At 53.7% G+C, this 12,351-nt stretch carries 10 protein-coding genes and 2 pseudogenes; 6 read left to right on the top strand and 6 right to left on the bottom strand.

The window, feature by feature from the left end; translation table 11 throughout:
- Nucleotides 1–175 precede the first annotated feature (175 nt).
- Nucleotides 176–1,204: an IS30 family transposase gene (locus tag C3F42_RS21940; protein WP_100774681.1), complete on the top strand. Its 1,029-nt coding sequence runs from the start codon at nucleotides 176–178 to the stop codon at nucleotides 1,202–1,204.
- Here the strand turns inward: C3F42_RS21940 and C3F42_RS29440 are convergent.
- The 4 genes from C3F42_RS29440 to C3F42_RS29450 all read right to left on the bottom strand — a co-directional run bounded on the left by C3F42_RS29440 (nucleotide 1,170) and on the right by C3F42_RS29450 (nucleotide 5,584).
- Nucleotides 1,170–1,517: a hypothetical protein gene (locus C3F42_RS29440; protein ID WP_158659581.1), complete on the bottom strand. Its 348-nt coding sequence runs from the start codon at nucleotides 1,515–1,517 to the stop codon at nucleotides 1,170–1,172. The genes C3F42_RS21940 and C3F42_RS29440 overlap by 35 nt on opposite strands.
- 315 nt (nucleotides 1,518–1,832) lie before the next feature.
- Entirely contained in the window at nucleotides 1,833–2,513 is a 681-nt protein-coding gene (locus C3F42_RS29445; protein WP_158659582.1) for a hypothetical protein, read from the bottom strand.
- A 63-nt stretch (nucleotides 2,514–2,576) separates the two neighbouring features.
- On the bottom strand, nucleotides 2,577–3,395 hold the full coding sequence (locus C3F42_RS21945; protein WP_104444905.1) for an abortive infection family protein: 819 nt from the start codon (nucleotides 3,393–3,395) through the stop codon (nucleotides 2,577–2,579).
- 779 nt (nucleotides 3,396–4,174) lie between these two features.
- Nucleotides 4,175–5,584: a HEPN domain-containing protein gene (locus C3F42_RS29450; protein WP_158659583.1), complete on the bottom strand. Its 1,410-nt coding sequence runs from the start codon at nucleotides 5,582–5,584 to the stop codon at nucleotides 4,175–4,177.
- A 654-nt stretch (nucleotides 5,585–6,238) separates the two neighbouring features.
- Between C3F42_RS29450 and C3F42_RS21950 the strand changes: the two are divergent.
- Nucleotides 6,239–6,508 (top strand): annotated as a pseudogene (locus C3F42_RS21950) (Arm DNA-binding domain-containing protein); the annotation flags it as partial.
- 60 nt (nucleotides 6,509–6,568) lie between these two features.
- On the opposite strand, the gene istB reads toward C3F42_RS21950, so the two are convergent.
- Both istB and istA read right to left on the bottom strand, forming a co-directional pair.
- Nucleotides 6,569–7,309, bottom strand: coding sequence for an IS21-like element helper ATPase IstB (istB, locus tag C3F42_RS21955; RefSeq protein ID WP_064491510.1), 741 nt, complete (start codon nucleotides 7,307–7,309; stop codon nucleotides 6,569–6,571).
- Entirely contained in the window at nucleotides 7,306–8,826 is a 1,521-nt protein-coding gene (istA, locus tag C3F42_RS21960; protein ID WP_081273177.1) for an IS21 family transposase, read from the bottom strand. Before istA ends, istB begins: the two co-directional genes overlap by 4 nt.
- Before the next feature lie 132 nt (nucleotides 8,827–8,958).
- Between istA and C3F42_RS21965 the strand changes: the two are divergent.
- The 4 genes and pseudogenes from C3F42_RS21965 to C3F42_RS21980 all read left to right on the top strand — a co-directional run.
- Nucleotides 8,959–9,894: pseudogene (locus C3F42_RS21965) on the top strand (tyrosine-type recombinase/integrase); the annotation flags it as partial.
- A 137-nt stretch (nucleotides 9,895–10,031) separates the two neighbouring features.
- A complete protein-coding gene (locus tag C3F42_RS21970) occupies nucleotides 10,032–10,415 on the top strand; it encodes a type II toxin-antitoxin system RelE/ParE family toxin (protein ID WP_003462995.1) in 384 nt (127 codons plus the stop codon).
- On the top strand, nucleotides 10,399–10,701 hold the full coding sequence (locus C3F42_RS21975; RefSeq protein WP_003462991.1) for a DNA-binding transcriptional regulator: 303 nt from the start codon (nucleotides 10,399–10,401) through the stop codon (nucleotides 10,699–10,701). The genes C3F42_RS21970 and C3F42_RS21975 overlap by 17 nt, the downstream gene beginning before the upstream one ends.
- A 143-nt stretch (nucleotides 10,702–10,844) precedes the next feature.
- A complete protein-coding gene (locus tag C3F42_RS21980) occupies nucleotides 10,845–12,260 on the top strand; it encodes an N-6 DNA methylase (RefSeq protein ID WP_003462990.1) in 1,416 nt (471 codons plus the stop codon).
- Nucleotides 12,261–12,351 lie beyond the last annotated feature (91 nt).

The raw sequence follows: 12,351 nt of genomic DNA on the forward strand, positions 1-12,351 counted from the left end.
ATACAGTGCCTGATTTTACGTAGATCCCCCATCAACGGAGCAGTCAGAGTGCTAGCTTCAACCCCAGCTGCTTTGGCTATTTTATGCCTATACGTTTCGTCCCACAGCGAATAAATGGTAGGCGGCGGCAAAAACTGAGTGCAACACCTGACCTTTCCGGTACGGTGCTGCCACTATGTCTTATACCGAACTCAGCGTTGAAGAGCGCGCCACCATTCAAATCGGTCGTACTCAAGGCTTCAGCCTGCGTAGGATTGCCTGCTTGATCAACCGATCCCCTTCGACCATCAGCCGGGAGCTGCGCCGCAATCGAGATGTCTGTGGCGGCTACTCGGCCCACGCGGCCCAGCAGCAGATGCAGGCTCGCCGCCAGGTGTGTCGACCGAAGCGAAAGCTGTTGCCGGGTGGTGAGCGCTTCGAGTTGGTGGCGCATATGCTCCGTGAGCGTTTGTCTCCCGAGCAGATTGCCGGCAAGCTGCGCAGCATGAACATTCCCAGCCTCAGAGATGCCTACGTCTGTCGCGAGACGATCTATAACGCGATCTATGCCCTGCCGGTCGGTGAACTGCGCAAGGAGCTGATCATCTGCCTGCGGCAAAGCAAGACGACACGCCGACCGCGCTCTGGTGGTGTGGATCGGCGCGGCCAGATCCCCGAGATGGTCAGTATTCATGTGCGCCCGCCGGAGATTGAAGACAGGCAGATGCCGGGGCATTGGGAAGGCGACCTCATCAAGGGTAAGGCCAACGCCTCGTCCGTCGGTACGCTGGTGGAACGCACCAGTGGCTACCTGATGCTGGTAAAGATGAACGACGCGACGGCGACTTCGGCGCTGGAAGGCTTCAGCGCCGCGCTCAATGGCATGCCGCTGGAGATGCGAAAGAGCATGACTTACGACCAGGGCCGGGAGATGGCGCGACACGCCGAGATCACCCAAAGAACCGGCGTGGCGATCTACTTCTGCGACCCGCACAGCCCTTGGCAGCGCGGTAGCAACGAAAACATCAATGGCCTGATCCGCCAGTACCTGCCCAAAGGCACAGACCTGTCGGTACACAGCCAGGAAGAACTGAATGCCATCGCACTGCAACTGAACATGCGTCCGCGTAAGCGCTTCGACTTCAAATGCCCAATCGAAGTTATGGGCGAGGTGATGCAGAAGGCCATGGCTATGCGGCATGATGCTCCAGTTTCAATTCAATGACCGTGTTGCACTCAGCTCCTGCAACCGCCGTACATAATAACGATTTGCAAACTTCGCTAACAAAGAAACCATTCTTCTTTGATTTTTCGATAAACATCGAAATATCCATTCTTGCATGATATTTTGGGTCGGATTCCGTATCAGATGCTATCCAAATTTTTTGACCCGGCTTCGCCTTTTCCTTAGCTATAAGGTCACCATTATTTTCTATTCCCTTAGAGGCAAACATCAAGCAGAATAAATACTCCCCGCAAGCCTCATGAAACTCTTCCACTAAATCCTTAGCTGTATCGCTTTTCGAATTACTTTCCATTTCTGATCTCGATTATTTACAATTACTTTCTTTATCTACATGACCGAGATTGCTTCATCTGGTCAAGGGTACTTCATATTAATTGGTAGGCGCTTCTGCGAATGGCAGCTACCTACCGTTAGCCGTCCTGAGCGAAAGCCAGCTATGGTCATAAGCGGGCACTCGCGAATAGCTGCTTACGACCCAAAGCTGCCCTTCACGAAGGGCAGCAATCGGCCACAAGCAGTCAGTGCCTACCATTTGGTTAAAGGACGGCCGCGAGCGTAGCTTGCGAACGTCCAAGTGAGCAGAGCAAACTACTTGAGCCTGTTGTTATCAGTAGGAATGCGCAGTTTCAACTGTGGAATCAATTTCACCCGCTAAATCGGTTGCGTGATCTAGCAAGTCAGCGATGGATTCAACTGAAATTTCTACTTTTTCACCATCCTTATTGTAGCCGGCACGATGTACACAGTGGTGCCGAATCTCTACGGCTTTAAACAACCAAGAGAGATCTGAAAATTTGTGATTTAAAACCGTTTCGTACATTGGCTTTATTTTTTTTAGGTCATGGAATATCAGATCTTTTAGGTATCTGGCGACGGTTACTTTTAAAGTTTCTTTTTCTTGATATATTTCACGCAAGGTAAATTTACGTTTGGAGAACTCCGGATCACTTTCGACAAGTTTTCTAGTAAGCTCTTCAGAATTACAAACCTGATGGATAAATACACCAGCTAAATACCCTTCAATGGTAGAAACCACATGAGCGTGAATCATAACTAAAAAGCTAAATCGTGCTTGCTCGGGAACATCTAGTTCTCGAATAATGTCAATACTCTCTAGCTGATCTACTAGTAGCTGATAGTGCTTTCTGTTCTCATTTTCTTCATACCACTCATAATCTTCCTGTTCGAGGGTGGGTTCTCTCGAAAATCCATCAATTAAGTCATCGATAAAGTCTGGGTCACTTGGACTTCTGCCGTACATCGCACATAAATCTTGATAATCGCTCATTGGTTACTCTTAAACTGATAAGGCCTAAAAATATTGAGCTAAGCGGCTGCCGAAGGCAGTCCGCTAGAACAAATGGTTGGGCGTCTGCGCTGAGTGCCAACGCTCCATGATGAATATGACCAACGAGTGCGATGCGTTCACCGCGAGGCGTGCCTCGGATACAGCTAGTGACGGCGGCCTTACGCCACGCCCATGTGCTGAACCAATATACGTTCGATACGCGCCAACGCCATCCACGATGGAAGCCAGCCCTTGAAGAATTCTCTTCTGGTCATCTCGGAGCGTTGGATCCAGGTTAAGGCCCAAGTGACTCTGAACAGTGCGCCAAAGCGGCGTGACTGTCTGGTTGGTCGGCATATCTAGAGCAAACGTCTCAATGTAGGTCTTGCAAGTCGCCTCAATGATTGAACAGGCCGCTGTGATAGCCGCATGGGGATCACGCTCAAGTTGACCGATTGCTCGCTCGAATTCCGCCTCAACAGAGGCAAAATCGCCAGCCCGGAGGAAGTCAGCTAGTGTTCTAGCAGCAAGACTTACTCCAGCAAGCCCTACGTATCCGTTTAGCTGATATGTGAGCTGATTCTTCGCTAGACTTTCACGGATTCTTTTCTGGCCGATAGCGATTTCCGGACGCCAGTCGTTGGGTTCTTGATCCATGTATTTTTGTATGACTTGGCCAAGTACTACCAAGGCATCCACTGACGGATCTTCGTTGCAGCGCTTTAGCCAGAGGGAACATTTCGTCTCGCAGTTCCCGACAGGGACGTCACCGGGCGCTCCGCTTTCCATAAATAGAGAGTTCAGCGTCGAATGGCTGAAGTGGTAAGCCCCAATGACGGAAGCGACTGCTCCTATAACTGAGTTTGGAATCGTATTAGCCAAATTTCTCTCCAGACGCCAACTATAAGTAAACGCCACAAGCGGCGAAATATTTTCCGCCACTTGCGTCTGAAACGATATTTTCCCATGAAAAATCCTTCAGCGGCATGCGTGGCTCGGTGGAAACGCAACATGAAGCAGGAAGAAAAAGCGACATGGTTTGAGCAGAGATTACAAAGTCGGTAGCAGCGTGTCCATGGGCTGTTTGGGTCGAGCGGCTGTGCTCGTGACGAGGAATTAGTCAGTTTTCTCAGGGGCAGCTTCTGGCCGATTGCAGCCCTAGGCGGATGTCCGCAATGGGTCGATAGCGGATAGCCATGGTTACACCAGGTCTGTTGTTACACTAATCAGAGCAGAGCGAGTACATGAAGGTGTACCACCTTTAAACCTTTAAGATCAATGGGTTGTGTGCCGTCGTTACACCCAGTACATCTGTTACACGACTCCTAGAATGGCGGTTATTAAGCGACCCCAAGCCCCTATTTGCTCGTGCCTTCAGCGGCTGAAGCAAGGACTCACTTTCCGACCCTGGGCGCCGCCGGGGCCCCTGAGAGATGCGACTAGATACGGGGCAGGAAACCCGCAGGACTTTGTTAGCGACCGGATTCCCAGCTTAGTGAACTGGTTAACCCGGTGAACCGGGTGAATTGTGCAGCTTCTTAAACACTACCTCCCTTCCTCACCTGATCGGTAAAAATCAGTGGCTTGCCCACGGGCGATGATTTTGGGGTATGGTTACTCGCCCGCTAACAAGATAGCGATGTCATTGAATAAAGCCACAATCACGATGGTTCAGCACCGTCAGAGTTTCTGGTGATCTGAGCTAGCATCGCCTCTTCGTTTTTGTCGGCCCACTTCATATACGCACCAAACCACTTGGCTAACTGGTCAGATTTGAGCCGCCCGTGACGTAGACCTTCTACTCCAAATGCTTCTATCGCTCTTGTTAATGCCATTTCGGCGACCTGGCCGGCATTAAATGCACCCTCGTCTAGATCCAGTGCCGCTGGTGATATAGATCCGTGAACTAAACGCGATCTAAGGTCGTAAGCTGCCTTAGTTCTATTCAGCCACTTTTCCCGTCTCACCTCAGGGGAAAAACATAAAGCGGCTACTCGTTGCGAAACGAGCGAGGATATATCGTCTCGTTCTTCAGTCATCAGCATTCTTTCAAGAGAGGTAACATATTTGACAATTTTAGTTGCCTGGCTAGTGTCTCGCGCTGCCTCGCCAAACCATTGTGCGGCATCGATAAACCTCCTGCTGATAGGACGGTCGCAGTCCGGATCAGTCGTGACCTCAAGGGCCACGTCAAATATGTTTTTCCAATAAAGCGTACGTGGCGTTGACAGCATTTCAGACCAGCCGTCCCGGTATGTAACCTCGCCCATGTATGCGAAGGATAACGAAGGATCGAGCACGCCGTTTTTACCGATGCTTAGTTTTGCCCGACTATCCCCTTTTACGTCAAGTCCGCCTAGTTGCATTCGGCTCGAGTTTGCGACGCCCAATAAAAGGTGGAGGCAATTAAGGGCTGATGTAACAGCTTCCTCTGCGACTCTGCCTGAAGTCGGGCGGTCGCATTCTGAAATGGTTACCTCCGCTACCCAGCGGAAATTGCGGTAATACCGAATTGCTTTCACCAGCAGGTAGCGTTCGTGCCTACCTTGATCCGTATCTTTCGAACATGTATTAGTGGTGCGGTTACTTAAGATTTTTCGAGTTATGCTTAGTCGGTTGTGGAATTTGACCGGGCCAAGAGTGAATGATTCAGGTTCCTTTGAATTCATAAGGTGGCAAGGGATTAAGTGAGTGATGCTCTCTACGAAGGTTTTTGAGGCTTTGACTGTGGAGTTGAATAAGCGATCAATTTGTTTGGTGTCAATATCTCGCTTTTCTTTGAAGAATCGAAGTACAAATAATTCCGCTAGTTTCTTCCGTACGTTATCCAAAGTCACTCGCTTCGATAAGCCGCCTCGTTCTGCTGCCTCCTGAGCAAAACGAGTAATTATCTTCGCGGCGGCAGCTCCGCAGATCATCTCTCCATAACCCTTAGGATGAGGCAATGATGCCATATGGTCGATTCGCTCGATCGTTTTGAAGCTTCCTAGATTTACCAGCTCCTGAAAGCGGATGCACTCTGAAACCACAAATTTTGCATCTTCAACTAGCTTCTCTTTGCTGTAACGCATTACACCTGTCGTCCATGTTGGGTAAGGGAGGATTTATCGGGGTAGGTTAATGCCCCAGCAGTCTGTCCGGTAGGGGAGTCATTGGCAGATTTTAGGACTATGAGACGGAGGGCGCGAGGGTGGAAATTTTTTTAGGGATACATTTAGGGATACGTATGCTTGGATTCTATCCTTGACTCCAGCTTTTACTTGGTTTTTTTCGGTGTATTCGATTCCTGTCTCCGTACTGTTCTTCGTAAACCTCAATCAAGCTTCGTTCAGCGGCGCCGAACCGGCCCTTTGGGTGGCGTTTACGTGTCCTTGAGTTTGTAGGCGGTTTCCCGCAGCATCCATCGCCTTTTTCCAGCCTTCCTAAGCTTGCATTAGCAGCCTCCAAGGCATAAATTCCCTCCGTCGCCGAAGCATCGGCGACGCGACCTTGGCCGGTCGGAATCGAAAGGCGCAACAGCGCCCAGTCTTCATCGCAGGCGCTTTTTTTGTTTCACGATGACTCCAGCACCGCATTTCGCTGGACTACGCCAAGGCTCGATACAGCAGGTTTATCAATCACTTAGGCGAGTTCAACATATGCCGGTGCTTTCCGAAACTTGACCCGGCTTCCCCTCGCGTGGCTCCCATGCGGCTCTTGGAAACCGGGCTTTCCGAGGAGTCATCATGGCGAAGATCAAGCTCACCAAGTCCGCAGTCGATGCGGCGCAACCTCAAGACAAGGCCATCGAACTGCGGGATACCGTGGTGCCTGGCTTTCTGTGCAAGATCACCCCGGCGGGCCGCAAGGTGTTCATGCTCCAGTACCGCACGAATGCCGGCGAGCGACGCAAGCCCGCCTTGGGCCAGTACGGGGAACTGACGGTCGATCAGGCACGCACGATGGCGCAGGAGTGGCTGGCCGAGGTGCGCAGGGGGGGCGACCCCGGCGCGGCTGTCAATGGCCATTAATTTTGACCCACTTTTGGCCAATAGAATTGACCCACTTGCTCACCGCTAACCGCCGGTTTTCTGCTTCAAACGATAGCTCTCACCTCCCAGCATAAAGATGTGTGAATGGTGGATCACGCGGTCGATGATGGGCACGGCCACGTTGTCGTCATGGAAGAACTCGCCCCAGCTGGTGAAGTCCTTGTTGGTGGTCAGGATGACCGAGCGGTACTCGTACAGGTTGTTGATTAACTGGAACAGGTTGTACCGGGCTTGGCGCGTCATCGGCAGGTAGCCCAGCTCATCGATGATCAGCACGTCGTATTTGCTCAGCTGATTAAGGCGCTTCTTCAGCTCGCCCTTCATTTCCGCCAGCTCCAGATCCTCGACCAACGCCAGAGCCGTGCGGAACAGCACCTTGTAGCCCGCCTGAACCGCCTTGTGGCCAATCCCAATGGCCAAGTGGGTCTTGCCCACACCCGGTGGTCCGATGAACACCAGGTTGTCGCGGTTGTCGATAAAGCTGAAGTCCAGCAAGGTGCTGACCTGGCGCTTGGTGATGGTGGTCTGGTGCCGGTAATCGAAGGCCTCCAGATGCTTCTCCGAGGGGAACTGCGCCTGCTTGAGGTTGCGGCTTACGCGGCTACTGGAGCGGGCGTTAAGCTCATGCTCGACCAGTGACTGGGCGAAGCTCAGGTAGGACAGTTCATTGGCTTCGGCTCTGGCCAGCAGGGTGGCCAGCTCACCCGCGGTCGCGCTGAGGCGCAGGCTTCGGTACTGCGCGATAGTGCTGTCGAGCAGGCTCATTGGGTCACCCCGTGGCCAGTCGACTGGCCAATGCGGGCATAAGCGTTCAGGTCGGCGTGACTAACCTGGCTACCGGCCTCTGGCGCATAGTCATGGTCGCCGATGATCCGGCCCCGCGCCTTGGCTTGCTGCCATGCTTCGAGGTAGCGCTTGAGCCCGGTGGCGGTCAGTTCACTGCGCTCGCACAACTCGCCGAGCAACGCCGTATCAACCGGCGCATGGGCCATGAGCAGGTCGCGTGCAGCAACCAGCTGATCCTTGTAGATACGCGGCGAAGTACGCTTGAGCAGTTGGCACAGGGTTGCCCCAAGGGCATCGGGCAGGATCGAGTCGATGCCGCGCTCCAGGTCGGTAATGCGCTGGGCATGGTCTCGGTAATGGTTGTTGTTCTTGATCATCCGGCCCTTGGCCTTGCACAGGTCATGGGTGGCTATGAGTTCACCGCTCTCCAGGTCATGGATCAGCAACTGGTTGTCCTGTGCGCTGACACCGACACGGGCTTGCTGCCAGGCCATGGGTACCGAGTACTTGTTGGCCTGCCATGAGATCAAGCCGGTCTTGTCGACCTTGCGGGTCTCCCTTGTCGGCGCCACGTGCAGCAGGTTCTGCGGGACGAGATAGGGCTTGAGCTGACTACGCTCCAGTGCCTCGAAATGCGCTCTTGGATGCTGCCCCGTCGTGCCGTGCACGCGTGCGTTGGCGACAGTCTCGAGCCAATCATTCAGGTGCTGTCGGACGGCGGCCTCGTCCTGGAAGTGCTCGCCGTAGAAGCAGTCACGCTTGACGTACTTGACCCCGGCCTCCACCTTGCCCTTGCTCTCCGGGTCATAGCCCTCGCAGGCATGGATGCGGTACCCGACGGTAGTCGCATACTGGTGGAAGCGCTGGTTCAGCGTCAGCTCACGGTACTGCTCGTTGATCACCACCATCTTGGTCTGATCGTAGATGCACTCCTCGGTGACGCCGCCGAAGTAGCGGAAGGCCTCGTCGTGCATCTGGATAAACCGTTCGGTATCCAGCGGCCGGAAGTTCAGACCGACATACATCAGCCGTGAACAGGACAGCACAAACACCACAAAATGAACGACACGCTCCAGGCCGCCAATCATGACGCCTCGCAGCTCACCGGGGTCGACCTGACACTGCACGCCAGGCACTGACTCAACGACCGGCTCGTAATAGCGCAACTGGCCACTGGCAACCTGCTGCTTGAGCGCTTGCACATAGCGGCGAATGCTCCGGTCTGACACCGCCAGCTCGGTGGTGCGCTCCCTCAGGCGACGGGCCAGCTTGACTGCGCTCAGGGCTGGAAACTGACCCAACTGATTAATCAGATAATCGCGGTGCTCGTCGAGCACCTTGGTGCGTGAAGGGTCAGCAATGGTAGCGCTGATCTGCATCTCATCCAGGTGGAGATACTTGCGTACGGTGTTCCGGGAAATCCCCAGCTCACGACTGATGGCACGGACCGACAGGCCTCGGCCCTGGTCATACAACCCCTTGATCTTGTGAATCACAACCCACTCCTTCAATGATCTGTCCCCGGCCTGTGCATAAGGCGGGTGACGCTACATGGTCGGTGGCCAATGCCACTATGGGTGGGTCAAAATTGTTGGCCAGAGGTGGGTCAGTTTAATTGGCCATTAACAGCGGCCAAGAACGCCGCCCGCAAGGCACCGACCATGAAGGAGTTTTGCCACACCTTCATGGAGGACTATTCCAAACAGCGCAACAAGCCCAGCACGCAGCGCGGCTATCAGGGCGTGATTGACCGCTGCATCATTCCGATCATGGGCCGGATGAAGGTGCAGGATGTGAAGCGCCCGGACGTGGCGGCGCTGATGAAGAAGCTGGCCTACAAGCAAGCCGAGGCGAACCGCACTTTCGGCGTGCTGCGCAAGATGTTCAACCTGGCCGAAGTGTGGGGGCTGCGCCCTGACGGCACGAATCCGTGCCGTCACGTCCCGATGTACCCGCCCGGCAAGGAAACTCGGCTCATCGTGGATGACGAGCTGGTGCGGATCTTCCGTCACCTGAAGTATCTGGAATCTGAGGGACTGGAGAACTACGTCATCCCGCTGGCGATCCGCCTGCAGTTCGAGTTCGCCGCCCGCCGCTCCGAAATCTGCCCGCTGGAGTGGGATTGGATTGATCTGGAGAAGCGCCGCGTCGTCTGGCCTGACAGCAAGACCGGCGGCATCTCCAAGCCCATGAGCGAGGAAGCCTATCGGCTGCTGTCCACAGCGCCGCGCCGGGAAGGCTGCCCCTACGTCCTACCTTCGCCCAACGATCCGACTCGGCACATGACCCACGGTGAACACTACGGCGGCTGGACTCGCGTGCTCAAGGCCGCTGGTGTGCCGCACGTTGGCACGCACGGCATTCGCCACCGGGCGACCACTGATATTGCCAACTCGGGCGTGCCAACCAAGGTGGGCATGAAGCTCACAGGTCACAAGACCGTGGCGATGTTTATGCACTATGTTCATACCGAGGACAAGCCTGTACGGGATGCCGCCGAACTGGTAGCGAGTCGGCGGCTGGCGATTACGGGCGCATCGTGCCCTGCGGAAGCTACGGTATGAGCGGCGGCCGGTACCCCAGCCTTGCCTGTCCCGATTGTCGTGTCGCTGTCACAACAATCGAGCGTACCGTTCCTCTCGTGGTGGTACGGCAAGGGATTGAAAGATATGCCCGTTACGGGTATAGTTTGGAGGTTGATGTGAAGAGCATCCTCAAGCGCAAGGACTTTGCACGGTGGCAGGCGGGAGAGAAGCTGCCCGATGCTGCATTGTGCAAGGCAGTTCAGGAGATGGAAAGCGGTCTGATTGATGCGGACTTGGGCGGCTTCCTCTACAAGAAGCGGGTGGCCCGTCCCGGTGGTGGGAAGAGCGGCGGCTACCGCACGCTGCTGTCGGCCAGGATTGGCAGCCGCTATGTGTTCCTACATGGGTTCCCCAAGAGCGACAAGGCGAACGTCACGCAGGATGAGAAGAAGGCGCTGCAATTCGCCGGCAAGGTGTTTCTGGAACTGACTGCAGAAGCCCTGTCGAAAGCATTGCAGGTTGGCGTGTTAATGGAGGTGCATTGTGAGCAAGATCATTGAATCGCTGCGCGGCGACCTGGCGGCGCTCCACGAGGCAGGAGCCATCGGCAAGGTGACGATGCGCGAGTTTGACGCGATTTGCCCGCCGCCGGTGCGGGAGTTCGACGCGGCCGACATTAAGCGCCTGCGCGAAGGCTTGAAGTTCAGTCAGCCGGTGTTCGCGCTGCACCTGCATACCACGGCATCGACCGTGCGCAAGTGGGAGCAAGGCGAGACTCGCCCGGCCGGCCCGGCGCTCAAGCTGCTCAACTTAATTGCAGACAAGGGCTTGCAGTCCATCATCTGATGGCTAGTCAATTTTGAGGTGGGTTGGCTACAAGTTAACTTGATCGAGCAGCAATGGCGTCGGCAGGGGAAGCAAGACGGCCAAGAGCAAATTTTCAAATATATTCAGGCTGTCTTAAGCCATAAAGTTACCAGGTCGGATTTATGAATTCTGAAAGTATCGTACAGAAAATATGGGACCTTTGTCATGTCCTTCGAGGTGATGGTGTTAGCTACCACGAATACATTTCGGAACTGACTTATCTTCTTTTTCTTAAAATTGCAGAGGAAAATAAGACGGAGAATCTCATTCCAGATGGGAGACGATGGAGCGATCTTGTCGCTTATAAGGGTGATAATCTTCTAGATTTTTATCGGGAAATGCTTACGTACCTAGGCGCGCATGCTTCAAGCGAAGCAGTGCGCAAAATTTATGCCTTCCCGACAACCGTATTCTCGCATTCAGAAAACCTCAAGGCGGTTATTGATGGAATCGCAAAGCTTGACTGGCATTCAATAACATTTGATGGCATGGGGGGTATTTACGAAGGGCTGCTTGCGAAGAACTCTCAGGATGCACGATCCGGTGCGGGTCAGTATTTTACGCCGCGCCCCCTGGTGGATTGTATGATTAAGCTACTTCAGCCACGATTGGGGGAAGTGATACAGGATCCGGCCACCGGCACCGGAGGTTTCTTGATCTCAGCAGATCACTATGTGCGTTCTCAAGTGAGTGAAAAGAAGTACAAGAGTAATCCTCCACGATATGAGGGTGTGGAAATTGAGAAAGGGACGTATCGCATCTGCCTCATGAATGCGTTCCTCCATCGACTTGAGTCTCATCTGATTCTTGGTGATGCACTAACAAAAGATGCAGAAGATCTCTCCCCCGCAGACGTCATTCTTGCAAATCCGCCTTTTGGATCAAAGGCTGGGAGCGCTAGAAAGCAACGAGATGATATCGCTTACGCCACGACCAACAAGCAGCTCGCTTTTCTCCAGCATATATATTTAGGGCTTAAGCCAGGTGGTCGCGCAGCAGTTGTACTCCCTGATAACGCTTTATTCGAAGACGGAGTGGGAAGAAAAATTCGACAAGATCTGATGAATCGTTGCGATCTTCATACGATTTTGAGATTGCCATCCGGGATATTCTATAGTCCAGGCGTGAAGACGAATGTTCTTTTCTTTACCCGTGGCCGAAAGAATACTGGGAATACTCGGGCCGTATGGATTTACGATATGCGCCATGACGCCCCAAGATATGGAAAGAAAAGACCCCTGCAGGCTGCGGACTTCTCCTCATTCGAGGCCGTATATGGCGTTGATCTTGAGGCAATGAAATTACGTAAAGATCAAGGTAAAGGGGGGCGCTGGCGCTGCTTTAGTCGAGAAGAAATTGCCGAGAAATTCGATAATTTGAATATCTCATGGCTTTCTGAAACGGAGGCAGATCCTGAAGATGGACTTACAGAACCAGATGACATTTCTGCGGCAATTCTACTTCATCTACGCGCCGCGCTGAGCGAGATAGAGGCGGTTGCCGACGAGTTGGCTGAGAGCTCGGAGACTGACAAATGATCGCCGCGAACTTGGTTTCGGCAGTGACTCAGGGAATTGCCTATTTAGACGGCCGCGGGCTGGAGGTGAATGCAGTTTTCGAGGAGGCCAC

The sequence above is a fragment of the Pseudomonas sp. PONIH3 genome, from assembly GCF_002934345.1.
GTDB lineage: Bacteria > Pseudomonadota > Gammaproteobacteria > Pseudomonadales > Pseudomonadaceae > Aquipseudomonas > Aquipseudomonas soli.